Source organism: Trichocoleus sp. DQ-U1 (genome assembly GCF_039961925.1).
Classification (GTDB): Bacteria; Cyanobacteriota; Cyanobacteriia; order Cyanobacteriales; family FACHB-T130; genus FACHB-T130.
This window is the reverse complement of the sequence record NZ_JAMPKB010000030.1, coordinates 22,124-45,716: the sequence shown is the minus strand read 5'-3', so window position 1 is coordinate 45,716 and position 23,593 is coordinate 22,124. Positions and strand designations below refer to the sequence as shown.

The window sequence follows — 23,593 nt, the reverse complement described above, 5'->3', positions numbered from 1 at the left end:
CCCTTACTCCAGTTGAATGCCAGCAAGAAGCAGTGTTTCTTAGAACAGCTTGCTAGGATCGAACCAGCACAGTAGGAAGAGGTTCTTTGCGTTCTGAGTGCAGGAACGGTTGTCCAGTGAGAAGATTTGGGGGAGTTGCTGCTGGATTTTTCTCAACAAACGGATTGAAAAGCGTGGTTGAAAGGGCAAGCAATTCAGTAAAGGACGCACTTTTCTTCTGTGCGCTTTTGGCATCTACTCTATATACCCTGTTTGCATCACAGACAAATTTTTGCTTTTTCAGTAGATTTTTAGACCGACCGTGTATCATAGACTACAGATATTTGTCTCAAAATATCCGATGCAAAGACAGGTTGACTATTGCATAGCAGCCAGGAAGGGTTAATATTTACTATCCTTTACCAAAGATATTGATATTGATAAAACTTCGTTGGTTTTATCAAAATCTACAACATGGAAACATCCTTTGAACTAACCCTGCAAATCGTTATCACGGTTGTTGCAGGTATCAGCGCCCAGGTTTTAGCCCAATATCTTCAGGTTCCTAGCATCGTCTTTTTGCTGCTGTTTGGCATTCTCCTGGGACCTGATGGCTTGCGCCTGCTACACCCGCATTCTCTAGGTACTGGCTTAGAGGTCATTACTGCCCTGGCAGTGGCAGTGATTCTGTTTGAGGGGGGGCTGAACCTAGAGCTGAGAGAGTTGGGAAAGGTTTCCGGCAGCCTGCGAAACTTAGTGACGCTGGGAACGCTGATCACGCTTCTGGGCGGCGGTATGGCAGCTCACTGGCTGGGTGAATTTCCCTGGCCTATCGCTTTTCTCTACGCTTCCTTAGTGGTCGTAACGGGACCAACCGTGATCAGTCCTCTGCTGAAACAGGTGCAAGTAGATCGGCAAGTGGCAGCACTTCTGGAGGGAGAAGGCGTCTTAATTGACCCGGTAGGGGCTATCTTGGCTGTCGTCGTGCTAGACACCATTTTGAACGCCGATACCGACCCCATCGAAGCTTTCATCGGTCTCGTCTTGCGCTTAGGCATCGGCGGCGGCATTGGCGTTGTCGGTGGCTGGTTGATGGGTTGGATTATCAAACGCGCCAAGTTTCTTTCAGAAGACTTAAATAACCTGGTCGTTCTGGCTGGGTTGTGGGGCTTATTTGGTTTGGCGCAAACAATCCGCAGTGAGTCGGGGTTGATGGCAACCGTGATGGCGGGAATTGTTCTGGGTGCCTCCTCAATCCCAGAAGAACGGATGTTGCGGCGATTTAAAGGACAATTAACGATTCTTGGCGTTTCGGTTTTGTTCATCCTGCTGGCAGCTGACTTGTCCATCGCAAGTGTATTTGCGCTGGGGTGGGGAAGTTTGTTTACAGTTCTGGCACTGATGTTTATCGTGCGACCGATAAACATCGGCTTATGTACCTTCAATAGTGACCTGAACTGGCGGCAGAAGCTGTTTTTGTGCTGGATTGCTCCTAGAGGAATTGTTTCAGCGTCGGTTGCTTCTCTATTTGCCATTTTTCTGACACAGAGGGGCATCAACGGCGGCGATTCTATCAAAGCGTTGGTCTTCCTCACGATTATCCTGACCGTATTTTTGCAAGGACTAACAGCACGTTGGGTTGCTCGTTGGCTGCAAATCAACCTCCAGGAAGCAACGGGCGCTGTGATTATTGGTTGTAATCCCTTAAGCCGCCTGATTGCCCGTTTGTTTCAAGAACAAGGAGAGTCTGTAGTGCTGATTGACACAGACCCCGAAGCGTGCCAAAAAGCAGAGCAGGAAAATCTGCGGGTATTCTTAAGCAGTGGTTTGGATACGGAAGTTCTGGAAGAGGCGGGACTCGACTCGATGGGAACCTTCCTGGCAATGACCAATAATGGGGAGGTGAATTTAGTGTTGGCGCAGCGTGCTTCTGAGGAGTTTCGTCCTCCTCGTGTGTTGGCAGTATTTCCCCAAGCGAATACACCGACTAATAATAGTAAAGTTCACCAAGCTTTCATTCCTAATTTATCAATTAAGAATTGGAATCAATACCTGAACGATGGACAGGTGAAGTTAGGCAAAACGTCACTCAAAGAGCCAGGTTTTTCGTTTCAACAAGCTCATCTACAAGCCTTGATTCGTTCTGGGGAGCTAGTACCCTTACTATTTTTACGGGAGGGGCGTTTCCAAGTGGTGCCTGCGACAGAGGATTGGGAAGCGGGAGATCAGATTATTTATGTGCTGCATGACCCTCGACCAAAACTCTTGAAGCGTTTATCGGGTGCGAGTCCATCTTCTCGTTTGGCCCTAGAGAAACTGCCGGAAGTTGAGGAGGTACCCATCTCATCTGCAAGCGTGGGCGTCCTTTTGGGAGAACTCAAACCAGAACCTCAAACAGAACCTACAGAAGCTTGACACAAGACAGTCGCGACTATGCCAATCTGCCTGGAAAGCAAGAAAAGCGATCGCATATTCTTGCAATCGGCGGTTGAAACCGCACAGCGACAGCAAGCACACAACCGAAACCTGCCAGGAGCAGGCTACTAAGTGGAACTAGATTTGAGACTATAAATTTGCTATTTCTGTGACTCAGCACTGCTAAGGCTGAGAGATTTGGGATCGTTCTGTGCTTGCGCGGATTCTGACTCGGCAGCTAAGTTAGTGGCAGCTAATTTTATCTGAAGCTGCTTTTGCTGTCTTTCCTGGACTAATAACCCGCCTAGATGAATCAGTGCGATCGCGATCGCTCCCACGGATAAAATGTAGCTGTGTAGGGTGTAGAGGTGTTCGACAGTAGCTGTAGTAATGGCTCCACCACCTGTAACGATGTCTCGCAGTTGAGAGCCAATAAAAGGAATGGCTTCGATGGTTCCCAATTCAATGCTCAGACGCCAGTAGCCGAGTTGAGTCCAGTCGAGAATCATCGCCGTCCAACCGAGCGCGATCGCGGTTAATGTCAATAGAATGCTACTAATCCAAGCAGTTAGCCAACTATTCGTAAATTGTCGCCCCAGAAACATCACGACAATTTCGATTAAAGACACTGCAATTAACCCATTTCCCGCGAGATCGTGAACGCGGAGAATCACCCAGCCATTGGAAACTTCATTTGCGATCGCTTGCAGGGAATCATAAGCACCACCTGCCGCCGGTTCGTAGTAGAAAGCTAACAGAATTCCAGTCACAGCAGCGATTAGGCTCAAGGTTAGAATCCCAACAGCCAGGATCGTAGCCAGACGCCGAAGGACAAATTCATACTGCTCGGTTTTCATGGCTAAACTTTACTTTTCTTAACATTAGTCAAATGCTAGCCAGTTACAGAAGGAATTTCGTTGTCCTAACAGCGTATGCCTAAAGGCTGAATCGTTGTGATGAGTCATGAGTGATTCGCCAACCGCCAATGACTCATCAGCATTACCCATGTCATGCCAAATACTCCACCCAAGACGGTAAAGCGACTGGCGAACCGTACCAAATGCCAGGAGTTCTGGGTGAGTGCTTGACACCTTCGATAACCAGATTGGTTGCTCCCTCCAGATGAGCCGCTTCAATCGGCGTAATCCCATCTCCCCAAGTGTTACCAATCCCGCAGGTAAGTTTGTAACTGCTGTAGGCTAGCCACTGCCCCGGACGCCTCGCCCCGAAGATAGATTTACCGGCAACGCAGATGTAACGCACCGTTGAGTAGAAGGCTCCTGGATAGTTCATTTTGACAAAATCTAGATTTTTCCGCGTCCAGCGTTCCCCGCTGATATGGGGCGTTCCCAAGGTGACAAGCGTGGCAACATAAGGGTGAGCGTGCCACAAACCAGCGTCTTCTGTGACATCTCCGTGAATAGAATAAGGTTTTTCCCCCAGGTAGATCCGGGAAATCCAGCCGCCAGCGGAGTGACCAATCAGGTTAAGCTGAGAAACGTTGTATTGCTGCAACATTTGTTTTACCGTGCGGTCGAGTTGCCGCAAAATCGGAATCATCGACCGTCCTCCTACAGTGGGCACCCAATCCCGACTTCGCAAGGGTACGGTTACAGTGGGGAAACCCGATTCTTGTAGAGATTGTTCGAGTGGACGGTAGGCGATCGCGCCTTCGAGATATCCGGGCAAAATGACAGTCGGTAAAGGCATTTGAGATTTTAGGTTTTGGCTTTTAGATTTTAAATTTTATTGTGCAATCAGGTATCTTGTACGGCATTGGCGTGGGTCCCGGCGACCCAGAACTGATTACTGTGAAGGGACTCGGCATTTTGCAACGGGTGCCGGTGGTGGCTTTTCCCGCTGGGTTACACGGTAAGCCAGGAATCGCTCAGCAGATGGTGGCTCAATGGTTGAATCCCCGCCAAGTGCAATTAGGGTTAACTTTTCCTTACGTACAAGAAAGCGAGATTTTGACTCAGGCGTGGCAAGTCGCAGCCCAAGAAGTCTGGCAATCTCTAAAATTGGGTCAAGATGTTGCTTTTGTCTCGGAAGGCGATGTCAGTTTCTATAGCACGTTTACCTATTTGGCGCAGACACTGCAACAACTGCATCCTGAAGTAATAGTGCAGACAGTGCCGGGAATCTGTTCCCCTTTGGCGGCGGCAGCGGTGTTAGGAATTCCACTGACAATTCGCGCTCAGCGCCTTGTTGTGTTACCAGCGATCTACACGGTAGGAGAGCTGGAAGCTGTTTTAGAATGGGCAGATGTGGTGGTGCTGATGAAAGTGAGTTCAGTTTACGAGCAAGTTTGGAAAGTGTTGCAGCAGCGCGGGTTGTTGGAACGTAGCTGGGTAGTGGAACGGGCAACGCTACCAGAGCAGGTAATTTATGCGGGGTTAAGCGATCGCCCGAATCTGAAATTGCCTTACTTTTCTTTATTAATTGTGCAAGTAAACGAGTCAGTAGATTAATTTCTTCAGGAACTTGAGGAAAGTGGCAACTTTTGGGCTTTTTTTCCAGTCTTGGCGATTGGGTCAGAGAACCTGAAAATTAACTTTTAAGCATTTTAGACTGAAATAATTGAGATTAAAATTCAGAATCTGAAACTAATATAAAAGCGGAGTGCTTGTTTTGATCGCGATCGCGTGCTTGCCGCACGTACCCACCTGACCTGATTCCCAGCCTGTCCTGTCGCTGAGGAGTGTAACTTACCTGCTATGTCCTATCTCTCATTCATTAGAAACCTGCCTGAAAAGTTAACTCAGCCGCCTCTGATTGCAGCTTTGGCTTCTGTGGGCATCCACGGAGTGCTGGCGATGACCCTTCCCAGTTTATCCGCGTCCTCCAAACCGGAAGAGCAGAAGCCGCGAGGGACTGTCAAAGTTGTGGAGTTAACGCCAGCAGAGCAAAGCCGCATTCCGCAACTTGCACCGCCGCCCGTGTCGCTGCCACCCATTCCCAACCAAACCCAGCTGTTGCCACCTTTGCCGCCGCCGTCTTCCGTATTGCCGCCGATCCCTAGCTCCCCACCCTACAAATTTCCGCTGAACTCCACACCGCAACCTAACACTGGGGCTGGGTTGCCGGAGATTTTTCAGAGATCGAGCGATCGCCGTCAGCAAAGAGCTAGGCAAAATCCTTTCAATCCCAACAACCCAAACTTTATCGTAGGACGGCTTCCCGATCCCCCCAAAGTTCCCCAATCAGGTTCTCGGAAGGTGACACAGCAAGAGATTCGCCGTCGCCTGTTTCAGGGATTGCCCGCTGGTGTCCAGCCGGGGCAGGACGACATTTCCGCTCTATTTCCGCCGCCACCGCCCACTTCCGAGCAACAGACACCTTTCAACCCTTCTGAGGAATCTTCTGGGAAACAGCCGCCTATCGATTTTGGACAACAGACGCCTAGCAATCCCAAGCCACAGAGGTCGATTGATTTTGGACAACAGACGCCAAATTCGGAATCACAAATAGCAGTGAATTCCGAACAACAAACGTCTAAAAATTCTGAGCAACAACCTCCAGCGACTTCCGGACAACAGACGCCTCCTCTTTCTCCACAACAAATAGCAATGGCGCGGCGCGAACTGCAACGGCAGCAAGTCCTTGCTGATATACGGCAGCAACGTCGAAACTACGCCTATGACGGCAATGGCACTCGTGATGACGATTACAGACAAAAGTTAGCGGGTTGGGGTTCTAGACTCAACAAAGTCCCATCGAAAGAACAAGAAATTACGCTGACTTCTCAATTTCGTGCGTGCTTTATTAAGAAGCCGGAAGCAACTGCTTTAGTTGGGGCGCAGGTGGATGCTAAAGGTAGTGTCACGACCGAACTGCTTAGGAGTTCTGGTTACAACATTTTGAATGAGAAAGCGCAGGAAGTCGTTAAGGCTCATTCCTTTGGTGCAAAGGAACAAGTTTATGTTGTTCAGGTCAAGTTTGCGTACAACGAAAAAGATTGTCCGCCGATGACAGCTTCACGAGAAGCTCGAAATTCTCAAGAAGCTCAAGATTCTAGAAAACCACGAGATTCTCAAGAATCCTCTGAGTCTCAAAAACCACGAGATTCTCAAAATTCCCAAAACTCACCTGCGCCGAGAAAACTACGAGATTCTCAAGAAGCTCAAGATTCTAGAAGACCACGAGATTCTCAAGAATCCTCTGAGTCTCAAAAACCACGGGATTCTCAAAATTCCCAAAACTCCCCTGAGCCGAGAAAACCACGAGATTCTCAAGAATCCTCTGAGTCTCAAAAACCACGGGATTCTCAAAATTCCCAAAACTCCCCTGAGCCGAGAAAACCACGAGATTCTCAAGAAGCTCAAGATTCTAGAAAACCACGAGATTCTCAAGAATCCTCTGAGTCCAAAAAACCGCAAGATTCTCAAAATTCTCAAAACTCACCTGAGCCGAGAAAACCACAAGAATCTCCGGATTCTCAAAATTCTCAACAGACACCCTGAACATAGTTCACAAGAAGCGAAGACAGTATTAGACAGTCAGTTGGGTTGAGGAACGAACCCCAACCAATACTTATGCGTGTTGAGGTTCGTTCTTCAAGCTAGCCTACAACTCTCAATAAACTCAAAACTCACGTGGGAGTAAGCGGCTAGTGGTTGGAATCCATCTGGATTCATTAAAAGCGCCCTCTTGCAGGATAATAAACCCTTGGACTTTTGCGACTTCCTCTATGGCTTTAGATGCTTCCTTCTTGGCTCAGCTGCAAAATTCATCTGAGCGATTAATTCAGCTACTGGATAACTTTGCCCAAGCACGGGTGCTGGTTGTCGGGGATCTTACCCTCGATGAGTTTCTGACGGGTCAAGTGGAACGAATTTCTCGTGAAGCACCTGTATTGATTCTGCGCCACGAAAATACCCGGCAGGTGCCTGGGGGTGGAGCGAATGCCGTTTATAACCTGGCAACGCTGGGGGCACAGGTGAAGGTGGCTGGATTAGTCGGAAAGGATGACCAGGGGCAAGCATTGCGCCATATCTTTGAGGCAGCTGGAATTGATACCAGTGGAATGTTGCTCGATCCAGACCGCCCGACGGTGACGAAAACCCGGATTTCTGGTCATGCTCGGCAGTCAGTGACTCAGCAGATTGTGCGCGTTGACCGGAAATCGGATGAGTTGCCAGATCAAGATTTGCAGCTACAGCTTGCTAAGTATATTCAGCAACATCTAGATACAGTGGATGCAGTAGTTTGCTCAGATTATGGCGATGGCGTTTTTACTCAGCCTGTAATTGAGGCGGCGTTGTCTCACCAGAAGACAATAGTGGATGCTCAAGTCGGTCTCCAAAGATACCAAGGGGCGACGCTGTTTACGCCAAATTTGCCGGAGGCGGAGCAAGCGGTAGGGTACGCGATCGCGTCTGGGCAAATCACCCAAGCTGGACGCGACCTCTTTGCACTGACTCAAGCTCAGCAAATGCTGATTACTCGCGGTGAAGAGGGGATGAGTTTGTTTGACCGCGGCGGGACGGAGCAGCATATCCCAGCGTTCAACCGTACCGATGTGTTTGATGTGACTGGCGCTGGAGATACTGTGGTAGCGGCGCTGACGCTAAGCTTAGTTGTTGGGGCGTCATTCTGGGAAGCGGCGGTTTTGGGAAATTTGGCGGCTAGTATCGTGGTGCGCCAATTTGGAACGGCAACCACCAGTCCAGAAGAGATGAAGGCGGCTTTACTGGCGTTGTTAGAAGAAGAATAAACGAACCGCCAAGACGCAGAGTCCGCAGAGGGAAGAAAAGGAGAGAGTTTGATGAGAGGAAGCCGTCGGTTGTTGGTGACAGGTGGGGCTGGGTTTATTGGTTCCAATTTTGTGCATTATTGGGGTAAGGCTTACCCTGACGATCGAGTGGTGGTACTAGATGCGCTCACTTATGCAGGGAATCGCTATAATTTGGCGTCCTTGGAGGGGCAAGAAAATTTTCGGTTTGTCAAGGGGGATATTTGCGATCGCGCTTTATTAGACTCACTCTTACAAGAAGAAAATATTGATACAGTGGCTCACTTCGCCGCTGAATCTCACGTTGACCGCTCAATTCTAGGTCCCGGTGCCTTCATTCAAACCAATATTGTCGGCACATTCACCCTATTAGAAGCTTTTCGGAAACATTGGGAAGGAAGGCAAGAGGGGATTTTTCTTCATGTTTCCACCGATGAAGTCTACGGTAGCCTAAACCCCAGCGATCGCGCATTTACAGAAACAACGCCCTATGCTCCGAATAGTCCTTATTCTGCTTCAAAAGCGGGTAGCGACCATTTAGTCCGCGCCTATTACCACACCTATGGCGTCCCCACCATTATCACCAATTGCTCTAACAATTACGGCCCTTATCAGTTTCCTGAAAAGCTCATTCCCTTGATGTGTATCAATATCTTAATCGGCAAATCTCTGCCAGTTTATGGAGATGGGCAGAACATACGGGATTGGCTGTATGTAGGCGATCATTGCAGCGCTTTGGATGTGGTGATTCATCGCGGAAAACTAGGCGAAACTTACAATATTGGCGGCAATAATGAAGTTAAAAATCTTGACTTAGTTAATATGTTGTGCCAGCTAATGGATGAATTAGCACCTAATTTACCCGTGCATCCTTGCAAAAAATTGATCGCATTTGTGAAGGATCGACCGGGGCACGATCGCCGCTATGCGATTGATAGCACGAAACTAAAAACTGAGTTAGGGTGGACTCCTTCTGTAACGGTTGAAGAAGGTTTACGACGCACTGTTGAATGGTATCTCACTCACCGCGATTGGTGGGAACCGTTACTGTCTGAGGAGTACCAAGCTTATTATCGCCAGGTTTATGTTTCTTAAAAATTTCCTACCTTAACGCGAATGGCACTGATTTAAGAGCCGTAAAATAAATTTCCGCCTTCACCACGCAAACCCCTTGAAACGAGTTGAAATCGCTATCTAGCTGGCTTTAGCTAACTTTAGGGATTAGCTAGCCCGAAATTTGTTTCAGGGCAGAGCTGTGGGTAAGGCTAAGCTTAAGCCAGTGCAATTCGATTTAAGTTTCTTATGCCCCAGATCCAAAGGGCCAAGTTGTGTATAAGAAAACGCTCACGGCGGCGATCGCGAGTAATCCCTGAATCAAATTCCCAATCAGCGAACCCACCACAATGCCTATCCCGGCTTTCAGTGCTAGCTTGATTCTTGGCTCAAATTCTAAATCGCGTCGGTAGAGAAACTCTCCAGTAATCGCTCCCAGTAGCGGTCCAATCAAAATTCCGATTAGTGGCCCCGCAACTAGAAAAGCGGGTAACAATCCCAAAAAGCCCAACACCAAGCCAACAATGGCTCCAATCTGCCCCCACTTGCTAGCCCCTGCTTGTTGCGCCCCCAAGTAGGTTGCTAAGAGATCGACGCCAACGCTAAGTAACAACACTAGGATAGCAACGCCCAGCGCCACAGACACGCTGCTAAAACTGTGAACGGCTCCCCAAACCACAATAGCAATCACAATCAAGCTAGTTCCAGGAATGCCGGGAACCACTGCGCCCACGACGCCAACGAGCATGAGGACAACGAGAAGCCAGTAGAGAATCGTCATGGATATTTAAATTCCAGCGGGTGCAACATCATCTAAGTGGTAGCTGAGAGTAACGTCTAGTTTTTCAGCAATCCCAGCTATCCAGTTTTCATCTTGCTTGGTGTAACTGCGCGGAGCATTGGCACCTAAAATCAAGACGCCTTGATTGCCAATCGGCTGACAGATCGCTCCTTGAGTATTCTCTGGTAGATAGTCAAATTCAATCCGTCCTGGGTATATTTTTAGAGCCACTAGATAAACGGGTTTTTGTTTTTCCAACACCCGCTGTAGAATCGGCCCTGGTTTTACTTCTGGGTTGACGCCTAAGATACCCCGCCGCAACAACACTCGTCCTTTGTACCAAACGACGAGCGATCGCGTCCCAGTGTTCGCGAGCAACAGATGCGATGCCCAAGCCAGTTCTATCTTTACGGCTTCCGGTAAGTCGGGTGCTAGTTCAAACCCTTCCTCGCCGATCAATTCGACAGCTTCGGGCGATCGCGGCTGTACTTGCTGCCACAGCAACCCCGTTAAAATTAACACCGCACTGATTATCACGCCCAACGCATCCGAACGAGCTTGAGAATCCGCTAGCTGCGGTGTCAATAAACGGTTAATCAACAGCAGCACCCCTGCCAACCCACCAACCACAAGAGGGAGTTGTCGTAGAACCTGATTTTGATCTGGCTTAGCCATTCTCTTAGTGCTGAGGATTGAGGGCTGAGGAATGAGTAGGAATAAAAGAGTAGAAATTTTCTCACCTTTTAACGTAATTCATTCTTCATCCTTCAGTTCAGATTTCATCCGGCTCAATGATCCGTTGAAACAGATAGCCAGTGCCTCGCGCCGTCAGTATTAGCTCTGGATTGCTCGGATCGTCCTCCAACTTTGCCCGGAGGCGCGAGATATGCACATCCACCACGCGAGTGTCTACGTGGCGTTCTGGCGTATATCCCCAAACCTCTTGCAAAATCTCAGAACGGGAAAAAGGTTCTCCAGAACGGCTGACTAACAACTCCAGCAAGCTGAATTCCATTCCGGTGAGTCGAATCCGCTCATCGCCTTTATAGACTTGCCGTTTATTGGTGTCAATCTTGATATTCCCGACATGGATGACCCCAGAACTGGGAATCCCAGAGGCACCCGTTTTGTCTACCCGCCGCAACACAGAGCGGATGCGGGCTTCCAGTTCCTTGGGGGAAAAAGGCTTGACAACGTAATCATCTGCACCCAGCTCTAAACCCGTGATGCGGTCGGCGACATCCCCTAGAGCCGTTAGCATGATAATTGGCACATCCGATTCCTTCCGCAATTCCTGACAGACGCCGTAGCCATCTAGCTTTGGCATCATCACATCCAAAACTACTAAGTCAGGAGTGGCATTGCGAAAGGTATCCAGCGCTTCTTCTCCATCGGCAGCCGTCACGACATCGTAGCCAATCATGGAAAGGCGCGTTTCCAGAATGCGACGGATGCTAGCTTCATCGTCAACTACCAGAATTTTTTCTTTATGGCTTTCCAAGCTCGTCAACGCTCCTTAAGTTCCGATTTCTAATCGTTAATTTTAGATACCATTACATTAAGATATCATTCTGTTTAGTCGGTTTGGAAAGCCTGAAATCCTCACAGTTGCTGGATTTTTATATTCTCTTATTCCTTGCGATTTATTAAGATTCTTTAACAAATCGAGAATGGTGCATGGCAAAGCCGCGAACTAACTATGTTTGTAACGAATGTGGGTCAGAATCTTCACAATGGTTTGGCAAGTGTCCCGCCTGCGGCACATACAACTCCCTGGAAGAGCAGTTTGTGTCCCAGATTAATTCTTCCCTTCCCAGCCGGGGTTTGCAAAGCTCACAGCGCAATGGCAAATTAGCTGCCAAAGCACCCCAGGCGCGGGCATCGCTGACATTCGCGCAAATTACCGATAAGTATCAGGAGCGGTGGACTTCTGGTTATGGAGAATTTGATCGCGTACTGGGCGGGGGGGTTGTTCCTGGCTCTTTGGTGTTAATTGGTGGCGATCCGGGCATTGGTAAGTCAACGCTGCTGCTGCAAACGGCGAATCAGATGTCGCAGATGTATCGCATTCTCTATGTCTGTGGGGAAGAATCGGGACAACAAGTAAAACTGCGGGCTTCGCGTTTGGGTGTTAGCAACCTGAATCCGGATCGGGAAAAAAACGGCGATCGCGTGTCTCTCCAGCCAGAAATAGAGGCATCTGTAGAGACATCTGTAGAGACTCCGGTGACATCTATCTCAGCGGGTGCGGATCTGTATGTGCTGGCGGAAACCGATTTAGAAGAGATTATCAGGGAGTTGGAATCTCTGAAACCGAATGTGGCAGTAATTGATAGCGTGCAGACGATTTACTTACCGTCTCTAACGTCGGCAGCGGGATCGGTGGCGCAGGTGCGGGAATGTACTGCTGCATTGATGAAGGTGGCAAAGAGAGAGAGTATCACCCTGCTGATTGTGGGACACGTTACTAAGGAGGGCGCGATCGCTGGGCCAAAAGTCCTAGAACACCTAGTAGATACCGTATTGTATTTTGAAGGCGATCGCTTTGCGTCTCATCGGCTTCTGCGTTCTGTCAAAAACCGCTTCGGCGCAACTCACGAAATTGGCGTTTTTGAAATGGCAGATCGAGGACTCCGAGAAGTTTCTAATCCGTCGGAGTTATTTTTGGGCAATCGGGACGAAGTGGTTCCGGGTACCGCCCTTGTCGTCGCCTGCGAAGGCACTCGCCCGATTGTCGTGGAACTGCAAGCCTTAGTGAGTCCAACCAGTTATAGTTCCCCCCGCCGCTCAACGACGGGTGTTGATTACAACCGACTGCTACAAATTTTGGCAGTATTAGAAAAACGAGTCGGCATCCCTTTATCTAAATTAGATTCTTATGTGGCTTCAGCGGGGGGTTTGAGTGTAGAAGAACCTGCTGTCGATTTGGGAATGGCGATCGCAGTTGTGGCTTCTTTTCGCGATCGCGTCGTCGATCCCCGCACTGTCTTAATTGGCGAAGTTGGCTTAGGCGGACAAGTCCGCGCTGTCTCCCAAATGGAACTGCGCCTGAAAGAAGCCGCCAAACTAGGCTTTAAGCGAGCAATTGTCCCCAAAGGGCAAACTTTCCCAGAATTGGGATTAGAAATTGTACCCGTCGCCAAAGTTATCGATGCCATCATTGCTGCTATCCCAGCCTCTCATCATCATGATGATGAAGAAATGCTAGATGATGATGATGAATAGACGGCATTAAGGTGCAAGTGGTAGCGCTTGGGGAATGATGCGCGATCGCCTTTATTGCGTTTTTTAGGCATCTTGTATCATTTTGGAATCTATCCATTTCACCAATTTTTGTAATATACGCTTTCTCAAAAACCGTTATTAAGCGGAACCAAGGAGAAAGCGAATATAGCAATTCTATTTGAGTTGTGAGCCAGCTCTTCAGATCCCCGACTTCTCTAGGAAGTCAGGGATCTCGCTTGCCCGCATGATTTAGGATTGCTGTATATTGGCTCAAAAAAATGAATTTATTTATATTCCCAATTATAGAAATTCAACTTTCAATCCCTTAAGAAAATAAACTTTTTATAAAACTAAATAGTTTTATTTGTTAATATTATCCGCAATTTTATCCGTAATATTACTGATGCACAAATACAAAAGAATAGGCTGAATTAAGAAAAGGGTTAATAATAATTAACCGTCTGGGTGCAGATAATCGATCCTGTTATTGATGAAGAACTCTGGTAAACCTTAACAGAGAGTTACAGCCAATCCAGCACCCAGATTCAGTTTAATTTAGCAATGAATATTACTACCAAGAAAAACGCATGGAAGCTTGAAAGCTCAGTTCCATTATGGTTTTTCGCTTTTGTTCCTTATAAAATAGGTGAAGGCCTACTAATTATACTAATGCCCCTATTTATCATTCAGGTAGTAGGGGGAACCGTCTCTGATGTCGCTAAAGTAAACTCACTGATCGCCCTAGTAGGTATGTTTGCCTTCATTTTATGGGGCAACCTATCAGATAAGATGGGCTATCGTACTCCCTTCTTGATATTGGGATTTCTAGGATTCACTCTCTGCACATCAATGCTCAGCTTTAGCGATAACCTCTCACAAGTATTAATTCTTGGCAGTGTGGGGGGCTTTTTCATGGCAACGATTACCCCAGTAGGTTCAGCGTTGGTACTGGATAGTTTTCCCGAACAGGAGTGGCCTAAGTTTTTCGGTAAATTCTATCAGGTAACAGGATGGAGTTTTGTCGCTAGTGTTCTATTCGGGATGACCTGGCTCAACTTTGCTTCCAAATACGTGGATAATGTTGCAGCAATGCGCGGATTATTATTATTTGCAGGTGTTGTTTCGTCGCTGAGTTTACTTTTGTGCTTTCTTTGGGTAAAAGAACCGAAATTTGTTCGCAAACGCCGAAAATTTAATCCGAAACTGCTAGGACAATTGACTGTAGGAGTGATTGAAAGGCGAGCAGTTTTTTACCCATCCCGCGCCCTCTACTTTGTACTGCGCCCAAGCTCTCTGAGCCAAGCGGTTCAGCCACTAGGAAGCCCTTTAGGGCGTTATTATCTATGTTCTTTACTATTTTTCGTTGCCATCAACCTGGTTATTGTGCCCTTCCCGGTTTTTCTCACCAACACATTAAAAGCTACGAATACTCAGGTATTCTTAATTGCCTTAGTTAAGTCAACAATAGAGTCTTGGTTGTACGTTCCTGTCGGTCATTGGGTGCATCAGCGACCTGGTATCAAACTCCAAGCGCAGGCTACCGCTCTCAGGGGTGGCGTTTTTGGAATTTTTGTCTTGTTGGCTTTAATTCCGCCTCAACCGAGCAGTCTGGCATTCGTTGGATTAGCCCAGATATTAAGCGGTATTACTTGGGCAGCGATCGCTGTGTCTAGTAGCACGGCAGTGGGTATACTGGCTGGCAAAGAGAAGGAAGGTTCGGCAATTGGGTTTTACAACGCAATAATTGGGGCATCAGGCGCACTGGGTAGCTTGGGAAGCGGATACCTTGCTGCTACCTTTGGATATAGCGTTTGTTTTGGGATAGGCGCACTATTGACAGCATTCACTGCATGGTTGCTTTGGCAACTACAGCCGGTTGTATTAGCCAAAACGTCCTGAGCGGCTTTTGGGCTTTATAAATAGAAGATACTAGGCAGCAATTTTTGAAAGGGTCGGGCAAGTGCAAACTCCGGCAAGTGCAAACAAAGACAAATTCTTGAGCGCGATCGCTTGCACTCTGTCTGATTCTGTCTGATTCTGTCTGATGAGGATGCGATCGCATTGCCCCAAATTGTTTCTTGTCTATTTTTATACAACTGTAAGCAAATAGACACTTGTCCTCCTTTGCATCCGACCCAAGTTTGATATTCTGCTAACCACAAAAACAAATCGAAGAATACGGAAGCTTTATCTAATCTTCATAATTTAGTTAAGTATTAATATTCAGCAAAACTCCTTAAAGCCAAGGAAATAGCAGCTTTATAGTTTTACCTACTCTATTTGTAGGTAAATCAAGATATTTTTTTGATAAAGATTCCGTGAACCTACTGGGAATTCATAGCAAGCTATGTAAGTATTTTTAAGTAGACGCCTGTATTTTATAAATATTATGTACAACTCTTCCGAAAGCTCACCTTTAAGCACACGTACAAATTTTGATACGCACAGTGGATGGATTTTGGGAAACCCCATGCAAATCAGCCGACGCAACCGCCGCTTGCTCTTTTGCGCGTTCCTGCTTTTAGGGTTTGTAGGGTGTGTTTTTGGAATATTGCTGGGAGCGGGTCTGGATATTGGAAAAGCTATACTGGCATTTATCGTCTTGTGGGCAGGATTGTGTACTCTTAGTGCCCGCTAAGCGTAAAACGAGAACGATTTTATAGGTCTAGTAGGAAATTAAGCAGATTTTACTCAATTTGCCTAAATAAAGACCTAAATAAAGAAAAGAAGCGCTCAGTTTGCATTCAAAAATTCCAGATATCCATTGCTGAGTTCTTTTACGGCTAATTCATAAAATTGCTTGCCGTGTTCGGGTGTTGCCAAAGCGGGATTAGAACCCATACGCCCATCAGGATAACGGTTACGGAAATCAGTAGCACCATAAATTGGGTGTCCAGAAGCGACTTGATCTGAGAGGGGCGCTTGTTTAATGGCTTCTGGATAGACGTACTGAGTGAGGGCAACTTCACTAGGGGTGGCATGAGAACCTTCTTGGTCTTTATATAGCTCTTTTGCCAGCTTGTAGACAGAACTGCACATGAACCAGTTGCCGACTTGACACTGCACTAACTGGGCATTGGGAATATTTAAATCAGCTAAATGAGCGTAAGTTTCCGAGAAAGCCGCCTTTAGCGTCGCAATATTACCGCCGTGACCATTAATAAAGAAAAATTTGGTAAATCCAGCCCTAGCTAAACAGAGGATATAGTCTCGAATTAGCTGAATCATGGTGCTGGGGCGCAGGCTAATTGTGCCAGGAAAAGCCGTATGGTGCAGCGCCATGCCAACATTGATAGTAGGGGCTACCATTGCGTCAATCGCTTCGCCAACCCCGCGCGCGATCGCTTCTGCACAAATTGCATCTGTCCCAATCAACCCAGTTGGCCCGTGTTGCTCTGTCGAACCAATCGGGAAAATTATCCCCTGAGAACGGTTGAGATAGACTTCTACTTCAGGCCAGGTACTTAAGTGCAGCAGCATAATCAGAATAATCAGAAATGTTGGGCGATCGCTAAAGATAAATTTGGGCGAAACAGCGCACCGACTCCATCCTAGCTGGGTTGAGGGGTCATGTACTCGAAAAGGAATCTCTGAGGCAGCAATTTTGTTGTATGAATGAGGATGGAATTACACTCTCAAGTTCCCCAATTATGCTTTCCCTCGACCTCCCGAAGAACCCATCTAGTCCAGAATTAGGGCGAACAAGCCAGATCCTAATTGTTGAAGATGAGGATCTCATCCGGGAAATGATAGTTTTGGCTCTAGAAGAGGAAGGTTTCGAGGTGGTAACAGCCGCCGATGGGCGTACCGCTTTGACATTTCTTCAGGGTGAGACCCCTGCTACGGTAGATTTCCCCTTTGACCTGATTATTCTCGATTTAATGCTTCCTCAGGTCAATGGCTTGGATCTTTGTCGCTTGTTACGGTATCAAGGAAATCCAGTCCCGATTTTGATTCTCAGTGCTAAAGCAACTGAAACTGACCGAGTTTTAGGTCTAGAAGTGGGAGCCGATGACTATTTAACCAAGCCATTTAGTATGCGGGAGTTAATTGCCCGTTGTCGTGCCTTATTGCGACGCCAACGACTTGGCGGATTGCCCCAAGCGCCAGTGCTGCAATTCAAGGATGTGACGCTTTATCCCCAAGAGTGTCGCGTGATTGTTCGGGGCGAGCAAGTTAACCTATCACCCAAAGAATTCCGCTTGCTGGACTTATTTATGAGTTATCCGCGTCGAGTTTGGTCGCGGGAGCAGCTGATCGATCAGGTGTGGGGTCCAGATTTTGTGGGGGACAGTAAAACAGTAGATGTTCACATTCGCTGGTTGCGAGAAAAATTAGAACGCGATCCTAGCCAACCAGAATACGTAATTACGGTACGTGGGTTTGGTTATCGGTTCGGCTAAAAGATGCAATATGAAGAAGGAAGAGTGAATTTTCAACCTTCCTTCTTCATCAGTAGAGGGGCACAACTAAACATGGCTGGTAGCGGTCGATGGTTGAGAGGCGCTGTTTTTATGAATCACTCCCCCCAACCATTCCCATCACCTTACGTTTATTGGCACCCACCTCTACTAACTTTGTATTTTTAACTGATAGCTTAAATGACCCTCATCGCATTTTTTGTGGGGCTAACTTTAGGAGTTGGGTTTTGGCTCTGGCGGCGGAACAAGCTTTACCGCCAGTTAGAGCAAATTCTTGGGTTGCTACCTTCAAGTGTAATTGGGGTATCTTTACCGCTGGTTTCGCAGCTACGCAGTGGAATTGCTTTGGCAAATCAGCAGTCTCTTCAGCTAAAGACGCAGTTGCAAATGAATCAAGAGATTCTGCAAGTGGCACCCATCGGCTATCTGGAGGTGGATGAAGAAAACCAGTTGATTTGGTGCAACGAGCAAGCCCGTATTTTATTAGAGCTTCATCGATGGGAACCAGGACAGGTGCGTTTGCTGCTGGAGTTAGTGCGATCCTATGAACTCGATCAGCTAATTGAGCAAACTCGACACCAGCAAAAGCCTTGCGAACAAGAGTGGGTATTTCACCCAGATTGTTCGGATGCAGCGGTAATTGGGGAGATGCGATCGCTTACTTTACGCGCATCTAGCTTGCCCTTAGCCTACGGACAAGTGGGTGTATTTCTAGAAAATCGCCAACCTTTAATCGAACTTTCCCAATCGCGCGATCGCTGGGTTTCTGATTTAGCCCACGAACTCAGAACCCCCCTCACCTCCATCCGTTTGGTAACGGAAACCTTGCAAAAACGCTTGCAGTCTACAAAAGAGCGCTCATTAATTGACCGCCTCCTGCCAGAAGTCAACAGACTAATGAACCTAGTTCAAGACTGGCTAGAACTAAGCCACTTAGAGCAAGATCCCAGCAAACACCTCACCCTAAAATTAGTAGAACTGCGAAGCTTAATTCACTCTGCCTGGGAAACAATAGAGCCTTTAGCACGACAAAAGCAACTCAGCTTCAGCTATTCTGGTTCCGACACCTTACTCATCAAAGCCGACGCATCTCGTCTCACCCAAGTATTTCTCAACTTACTCGACAACAGCATTAAATACAGTCCCCTTGAAGGAGCTATCCGTGTTGAAGTAAATCTTATTCCGAATAAGGATATCCCTAACTTGGTTCAGATCAATATTATTGATTCAGGGATTGGGTTCCCTGAGTTCGATTTACCCCATGTTTTTGAGCGGCTCTACCGAGGAGATCCCTCCAGGCGGCGTCAGCACAACTCCTCTGGAACTTCTGAAGAATTGTCAGTTGTGGTAACGACTGGCAGCGGTTTAGGCTTAGCGATTGTGCGGCAAATTGTCATCGCTCATGGCGGCTCCGTCAAAGCGAAGAATCATCCAGAAACCGGCGGCGCATGGCTGCAAATTGAATTACCTTCCTTTCAATCCCCGCTTGAAATTTAAGGTTAGCCGTCGTTGCAATTTCGATATTTATTTTCAAGTTTTTGCACAATTTAAGAAAATTAGTATTAACCAATCATGCTAGTCAGACAGAACCCACAATCTAAAAGGATTCTGAAACACTAAGATAACCAAAGTATGATTCGGCTAAATGATTTTTCAAGGGTTTCAGCCCCTGAACTCGGATCGTTAAGTTATTAACTGTGCCTTCCAAAATTAGCTCATAAAAATTACATCTATCCTACGATAGGTTTTCATTTAGTCTATATGCATACAGCCAAATCAACAAATTTAAGCCATCTTAGAGAGTATAGTCGTTTTGTTTTTCTACCAGCAGAGGTGAATGCTTTCCTCTAAACACGTGCATACGGAACGGATACACTTCGATCGCAGAACTAGGGGCTTATTAAGGGATGTTTTGCGAATGGGAGCCTTAGTAGAAAACTCCTTTCGCCTCTCGCATCAAGCCTTATTTTCCCGTAACCTGGCAGCCGCTAGGGAAATTCCCTTATTGGATAAACAAATTGATCGATTTTATCGCCAAATCGAGCTAGATTGTGCAACTTTAATGACCCTGGAAGCTCCGGTTGCACAGGATTTGCGTTTACTCAGTGCTTGTATGCAGCTGGTGCGCGACTTAGAACGCATTGGTGATTACGCCAAAGACCTAGCAGAAATTGCGATTAAACTCTTTCCTTACCCGCCTCATTCTTGCCTACCGCAGATTGAGGTAATGTCCCATCATGCTCAAGCCATGCTGGCGTCGAGTTTAGTCGCGCTGGCAGATTTGGACGCAGCCGCCGGGAAAGCTGTCAAGCAGCAAGACGATGCCGTGGATAGTGCTTACGAAACGGTTTATCAAACCTTAGCCTTTCAGCGGGATATCAAAGGGGTGGTTGAACCGATTCTGTTGATGGGGTTGATCATTCGGCATTTGGAACGAATGGCAGACCACGCCACCAATATTGGTCAACGAGTTGCCTACATTGTCACGGGAACCCGGTCTTAAAGGCTACAGTCACGGCACGGCAGTGCCCATACTGATTTAAGAGTAAACTTGCACTCATATAGCATTTTTTACTTGCGTTCTATACAGTTCGTGATAAGGGTCTACAGCTAGCTACCTGTAGACCCCTATCGCTGTATTTCCCTCTCATTGAGAAGTGATATAACTGTTACCCTCACTGCTGCTAATGGACTGCATCACTATTACGCTGACACAGTTAACCCGTATTTTGAAGGCAATGGCGGTGGCAATAATGCCCTATCCCGCTTTGCCGAACGCAACCCCATTTATCGGATTGGACCTTTAGGTGCTGGTGTCGGCTTGAACTACAAGATTAGCAACGCTCTGAAGTTGGACTTAGGTTATCTCTCCAACACAGCCAACAATCCCGAAGATGACAACGGGGTTTTTAACGGTAACTACTCAGGTTTGGCACAGTTAGTTTTTGGGACTAACCGATTTAAGGTTGGATTCACTTACATTCACGCCTATGATAATGGCGGCAATAATGCTCCCCGCTTTGCTATGGGTGGTACTGGCACTGGTCTTGCCAATTTGAATCCAGCGACGCTAGCTGCTGCGACTACAGGTGGTCTAACCCAAGCTCAGTTGAGCAGACCCGTTTCGAGCAACTCTTACGGGTTAGAGGCTTCCTTCCAATTAACCCCTCAATTTGTTCTAAATGGCTGGGTGGGCAAAACTGACGCTCGTTTGATTGGCTTAGGCGATGCCGACATTTAGAACTTTGCCCTTGGTCTTGCTTTACCGGATTTTTGCAAAAAAGGCAATTTGCTTGGCATTATCGCTGGAGCCGAACCAACTCTCAGAGGTCTAAATGTTCCTGGCCCAGAAAACTTCGAGCGTGATTTTGCCTATCACATTGAAGGTTTCTATAAGTATCAGATGATAAATAACATCTCAATTACTCCGGGCAGTATCTGGCTGACATCTCCTAACCAAAACAGAGATAATGATGACATCATTATTGGTACGATTAGAACAACGTTTACCTTTTAATTAGCGGTCAGGGTGAGGATCGATAGTCACAACTGACAACTAATCATATAAACTAATCTAATCGCTTAATCGCCAACTTTGCTCTTGCCGATTCGGAGCGCAACTTGAAAGCCTCTAAATCGGCTTTATTTGTTGGGTTCCTAGCTAGCGGATTGTCAGGATTGCTTAACCTGTAGATTACCAAATCCTTACCTATCCCTAAACTGACACAACTAGCATTAGAGGAAATTATGTCGCCTACAAGACAATGTTGAGCTTGAGTTGGCAGTGTTTCATGTTTAATAATGATGGAGTTTCTCAAGAAGACTCCCTATAGCGTTCCGTTAATCCGGGATTGTTTCCCTTGAGTTCAGTTAGGTGTGAGGAGATTAGATGTCTAAAATTTTGTGGAATACTCTAAAATTAGGGCCAGCGATCCTAGGTGCATCCTTATTAGTTTGCAGTAGCACGCTTGCCGCACAGACGCCTGAAACTCAAATGGCGAGCGAGCCGATAGCTGCCACTAACCAGGTGACTGATTTATTAAAACCAGCCGACCAATCCCAGCAAGCGCAGCAGACACCTGTTCAAGAACTGGCTGTTCAACCAGAAATTAGTTCTATTCCAGTTTTCACCAACGGCACGTCTGCCCAAGAAACGCCGGTTGCCGAAGCTGAATTAGTGAGTCCGAAACCAGTTTTAGCAGATAACGCGATCGCGCAACCCACTGCTGATGCTGTCCCCACGAGCCAAAACAGCGAATTAGAACAAATCGACCAATACACCAATGAAGTCGGGACGACCGACTCAATGGATCAAGTCACCAACGTCTCGCAGTTGCAAGACGTAGAACCGACGGATTGGGCTTACGAAGCACTGCGGAGTCTGGTAGAACGCTATGGTTGTATCGCCGGGTATCCCGATGGTACCTTTCGCGGCAACCGGGCACTGTCGCGTTATGAATTTGCCGCCGGGATGAACGCCTGTTTGCTGCAAATCGAAAAACTGATTGCGGCAAGTTCGGCTGACTTTGTCACTAAAGAAGATTTAGCGACGCTACAGCGGCTAATTGATGAATTTGGGGCAGAATTAGCCACCTTAAGAACGCGAGTAGATAACTTAGAAGGTCGCACGGCATTTCTGGAAAGCCATCAATTCTCTACAACGACTAAGCTGACTGGCGAAGTTATCTTTGCGCTTGCTGACGTTTTTGGTGAAGAAAGGGCTGGCGGGGGCGACATAGACGCTAACCTCATTTTTGCTGACCGTGCCCGTTTGAATTTTGACACTAGCTTCACGGGCAAAGACCGCCTGCGAACCCGCCTGCAAGCTAGAAACATCTTTCAATTTGATGCCGGTAGCTCGTCATCAACGAACCCAAGACCCAACATTACGGGTACCAGCATGACCCGCTTGGGATTTGACGGCAATAATGGGAATGATTTCGAAATCGACGACTTTTACTATCGTTTTCCTCTAGGTGACAAGCTCCTAGTCCAAATTGATGCCGCCAACGTTGAATTCAATGACAACGTCTACACCTTTAACCCCAATTTTGAGAGTAGTGGAAGTGGCTCCATCTCCCGATTTGGGCGTTTCAACCCCATATACCGACTAGGTTCTGAGGGGACTGGGTTGACTGTGACCTACAACTTTAGCAAGGCATTAAACCTCTCTTTAGGTTATCTAGCTCCTCGAGGCAACGATCCTTCAAACGGTTACGGGGAATTCAGTGGTGCCTATGCAGGTTTAGCTCAACTTGTTTTCCGTCCTAGTGACGCCCTGAATGTGGGTTTGGTTTACGCCCATACTTATGAGAACCAAGAAAAAGGCGTCAGCTTCATGTCGAGTACGGGTAGTAGATTTGCCAACCGGCCCTTCGGGAACATTGCGACTTCAGGCAATCACTACGGACTGAATGCAAGCTTCCGGCTTGGTTCTGCCATTACCCTCTCAGGCTGGGCAGGTTACTCAGTAGCTACAGCTGAAATTAGTCCGGTTGGTCTTGCAACTACAGGATCTAATGCAGATATTTGGAACTGGGCTGTAAGCTTAGCCTTCCCAGACTTGGGCAAAAAAGGGAACCTACTTGGTTTCGTATTTGGGATGCCGCCTAAAGTGACCGACAACGATGTCAGTAACAATGAAGATCGGGACACCTCATATCATGTAGAGGCTCTGTATCGCTATCGGCTGACTGACAACATTGAACTCACCCCAGGGTTGTTGGTGATTCTTAATCCCGAACACAACGATAACAACGACACACTCTACGTAGGAACGCTGCGAACAACCTTTAAGTTCTAAGCACCTATATTTCGGGTAGGGGCGGGGGATTCCTCTCCCGCTCGTCTCTGACCCCACAAAGGATACATTTACGCCAATAAAATGCTGCGTGCGATCGCTCCTATCTGAACTTATGCGATCGCACCTTCGCGTGCAGATCTAAGCCTTCAAAACTCCTTCGAGCTGCGCTTTCCTGCTGGCAA

The 23,593-nt window shown here is 47.3% G+C and carries 18 protein-coding genes and 1 pseudogene; 13 read left to right on the top strand and 6 right to left on the bottom strand.

The window, feature by feature from the left end:
• The first annotated feature begins 453 nt into the window (after positions 1 to 453).
• Positions 454 to 2,394: a cation:proton antiporter gene (locus NDI34_RS14590; RefSeq protein ID WP_190415230.1), complete on the top strand. Its 1,941-nt coding sequence runs from the start codon at positions 454 to 456 to the stop codon at positions 2,392 to 2,394.
• Between the two features lie 161 nt (positions 2,395 to 2,555).
• Here NDI34_RS14590 and NDI34_RS14585 read toward each other — a convergent pair whose 3' ends face one another.
• Positions 2,556 to 3,251, bottom strand: a complete 696-nt coding sequence (locus tag NDI34_RS14585) for a cytochrome b N-terminal domain-containing protein (protein WP_348233005.1) — start codon at positions 3,249 to 3,251, stop codon at positions 2,556 to 2,558.
• Between the two features lie 151 nt (positions 3,252 to 3,402).
• Positions 3,403 to 4,104 (bottom strand): alpha/beta hydrolase, encoded by a 702-nt coding sequence (locus NDI34_RS14580; protein ID WP_190441206.1) that lies wholly within the window; start codon positions 4,102 to 4,104, stop codon positions 3,403 to 3,405.
• A 41-nt stretch (positions 4,105 to 4,145) separates the two neighbouring features.
• Between NDI34_RS14580 and NDI34_RS14575 the strand changes: the two genes are divergently transcribed.
• The 4 genes from NDI34_RS14575 (at position 4,146) to rfbB (ending at position 9,223) form a co-directional block, all read left to right on the top strand.
• A complete protein-coding gene (locus NDI34_RS14575; protein WP_348233004.1) occupies positions 4,146 to 4,865 on the top strand; it encodes a precorrin-2 C(20)-methyltransferase in 720 nt (239 codons plus the stop codon).
• Between the two features lie 246 nt (positions 4,866 to 5,111).
• Complete coding sequence (locus NDI34_RS14570; protein ID WP_348233003.1) at positions 5,112 to 6,857, top strand: hypothetical protein; 1,746 nt, start codon at positions 5,112 to 5,114, stop codon at positions 6,855 to 6,857.
• Positions 6,858 to 7,084: 227 nt separating this feature from the next.
• Complete coding sequence (gene rfaE1 / locus NDI34_RS14565) at positions 7,085 to 8,110, top strand: D-glycero-beta-D-manno-heptose-7-phosphate kinase (protein ID WP_348233002.1); 1,026 nt, start codon at positions 7,085 to 7,087, stop codon at positions 8,108 to 8,110.
• A gap of 51 nt (positions 8,111 to 8,161) precedes the next feature.
• Complete coding sequence (gene rfbB / locus NDI34_RS14560; protein ID WP_348233001.1) at positions 8,162 to 9,223, top strand: dTDP-glucose 4,6-dehydratase; 1,062 nt, start codon at positions 8,162 to 8,164, stop codon at positions 9,221 to 9,223.
• A 205-nt stretch (positions 9,224 to 9,428) separates the two neighbouring features.
• On the opposite strand, the gene NDI34_RS14555 is transcribed toward rfbB, so the two are convergent.
• The 3 genes from NDI34_RS14555 to rpaB form a co-directional block, all read right to left on the bottom strand.
• Positions 9,429 to 9,962, bottom strand: a complete 534-nt coding sequence (locus NDI34_RS14555; RefSeq protein ID WP_190427552.1) for a DUF456 family protein — start codon at positions 9,960 to 9,962, stop codon at positions 9,429 to 9,431.
• 6 nt (positions 9,963 to 9,968) lie between these two features.
• The gene (locus tag NDI34_RS14550) at positions 9,969 to 10,637 is read right to left on the bottom strand and encodes a cofactor assembly of complex C subunit B (RefSeq protein ID WP_190525599.1); all 669 of its coding nucleotides are present in this window, start codon (positions 10,635 to 10,637) and stop codon (positions 9,969 to 9,971) included.
• A gap of 97 nt (positions 10,638 to 10,734) precedes the next feature.
• On the bottom strand, positions 10,735 to 11,463 hold the full coding sequence (gene rpaB / locus NDI34_RS14545) for a response regulator transcription factor RpaB (protein ID WP_190415215.1): 729 nt from the start codon (positions 11,461 to 11,463) through the stop codon (positions 10,735 to 10,737).
• Between the two features lie 176 nt (positions 11,464 to 11,639).
• On the opposite strand from rpaB, the gene radA reads away from it, so the two are divergent.
• Together radA and NDI34_RS14535 are read left to right on the top strand one after the other, a co-directional pair.
• A complete protein-coding gene (radA, locus tag NDI34_RS14540) occupies positions 11,640 to 13,187 on the top strand; it encodes a DNA repair protein RadA (RefSeq protein WP_190415214.1) in 1,548 nt (515 codons plus the stop codon).
• 561 nt (positions 13,188 to 13,748) lie between these two features.
• Positions 13,749 to 15,086, top strand: coding sequence for an MFS transporter (locus NDI34_RS14535; RefSeq protein ID WP_348233000.1), 1,338 nt, complete (start codon positions 13,749 to 13,751; stop codon positions 15,084 to 15,086).
• Between the two features lie 834 nt (positions 15,087 to 15,920).
• Here NDI34_RS14535 and NDI34_RS14530 read toward each other — a convergent pair.
• A complete protein-coding gene (locus NDI34_RS14530) occupies positions 15,921 to 16,667 on the bottom strand; it encodes a creatininase family protein (protein WP_190415210.1) in 747 nt (248 codons plus the stop codon).
• A gap of 170 nt (positions 16,668 to 16,837) precedes the next feature.
• Here NDI34_RS14530 and NDI34_RS14525 point away from each other — a divergent pair, with 170 nt between their 5' ends.
• From NDI34_RS14525 to NDI34_RS14500, 6 genes and pseudogenes are all read left to right on the top strand, one after another.
• Entirely contained in the window at positions 16,838 to 17,590 is a 753-nt protein-coding gene (locus NDI34_RS14525) for a response regulator transcription factor (protein ID WP_190415208.1), read from the top strand.
• A 198-nt stretch (positions 17,591 to 17,788) separates the two neighbouring features.
• Complete coding sequence (locus NDI34_RS14520; RefSeq protein ID WP_190441232.1) at positions 17,789 to 19,105, top strand: ATP-binding protein; 1,317 nt, start codon at positions 17,789 to 17,791, stop codon at positions 19,103 to 19,105.
• 340 nt (positions 19,106 to 19,445) lie between these two features.
• On the top strand, positions 19,446 to 20,111 hold the full coding sequence (gene phoU / locus NDI34_RS14515) for a phosphate signaling complex protein PhoU (RefSeq protein ID WP_190415204.1): 666 nt from the start codon (positions 19,446 to 19,448) through the stop codon (positions 20,109 to 20,111).
• A 147-nt stretch (positions 20,112 to 20,258) separates the two neighbouring features.
• Complete coding sequence (locus tag NDI34_RS14510) at positions 20,259 to 20,849, top strand: iron uptake porin (RefSeq protein ID WP_242033839.1); 591 nt, start codon at positions 20,259 to 20,261, stop codon at positions 20,847 to 20,849.
• Positions 20,850 to 20,867: 18 nt separating this feature from the next.
• Positions 20,868 to 21,125 (top strand): annotated as a pseudogene (locus NDI34_RS14505) (carbohydrate porin); the annotation flags it as partial.
• Positions 21,126 to 21,497: 372 nt separating this feature from the next.
• Positions 21,498 to 23,411 carry an iron uptake porin gene (locus NDI34_RS14500; RefSeq protein ID WP_190531940.1) on the top strand — a complete coding sequence of 638 codons (1,914 nt, stop codon included), beginning with the start codon at positions 21,498 to 21,500 and terminating at the stop codon, positions 23,409 to 23,411.
• Positions 23,412 to 23,593: the final 182 nt, after the last annotated feature.

Bases quoted from the DNA above. Each gene is read 5' to 3' on its own strand.
- NDI34_RS14590 (WP_190415230.1), top strand. From the start codon at position 454: ATGGAAACATCCTTTGAACTAACCCTGCAAATCGTTATCACGGTTGTT.
- NDI34_RS14585 (WP_348233005.1), bottom strand. From the start codon at position 3,251: ATGAAAACCGAGCAGTATGAATTTGTCCTTCGGCGTCTGGCTACGATC.
- NDI34_RS14580 (WP_190441206.1), bottom strand. From the start codon at position 4,104: ATGCCTTTACCGACTGTCATTTTGCCCGGATATCTCGAAGGCGCGATC.
- NDI34_RS14570 (WP_348233003.1), top strand. From the start codon at position 5,112: ATGTCCTATCTCTCATTCATTAGAAACCTGCCTGAAAAGTTAACTCAG.
- rfaE1 (WP_348233002.1), top strand. From the start codon at position 7,085: ATGGCTTTAGATGCTTCCTTCTTGGCTCAGCTGCAAAATTCATCTGAG.
- rfbB (WP_348233001.1), top strand. From the start codon at position 8,162: ATGAGAGGAAGCCGTCGGTTGTTGGTGACAGGTGGGGCTGGGTTTATT.
- NDI34_RS14555 (WP_190427552.1), bottom strand. From the start codon at position 9,962: ATGACGATTCTCTACTGGCTTCTCGTTGTCCTCATGCTCGTTGGCGTC.
- NDI34_RS14550 (WP_190525599.1), bottom strand. From the start codon at position 10,637: ATGGCTAAGCCAGATCAAAATCAGGTTCTACGACAACTCCCTCTTGTG.
- radA (WP_190415214.1), top strand. From the start codon at position 11,640: ATGGCAAAGCCGCGAACTAACTATGTTTGTAACGAATGTGGGTCAGAA.
- NDI34_RS14535 (WP_348233000.1), top strand. From the start codon at position 13,749: ATGAATATTACTACCAAGAAAAACGCATGGAAGCTTGAAAGCTCAGTT.
- NDI34_RS14530 (WP_190415210.1), bottom strand. From the start codon at position 16,667: ATGCTGCTGCACTTAAGTACCTGGCCTGAAGTAGAAGTCTATCTCAAC.
- NDI34_RS14525 (WP_190415208.1), top strand. From the start codon at position 16,838: ATGCTTTCCCTCGACCTCCCGAAGAACCCATCTAGTCCAGAATTAGGG.
- NDI34_RS14520 (WP_190441232.1), top strand. From the start codon at position 17,789: ATGACCCTCATCGCATTTTTTGTGGGGCTAACTTTAGGAGTTGGGTTT.
- phoU (WP_190415204.1), top strand. From the start codon at position 19,446: ATGCTTTCCTCTAAACACGTGCATACGGAACGGATACACTTCGATCGC.
- NDI34_RS14500 (WP_190531940.1), top strand. From the start codon at position 21,498: ATGTCTAAAATTTTGTGGAATACTCTAAAATTAGGGCCAGCGATCCTA.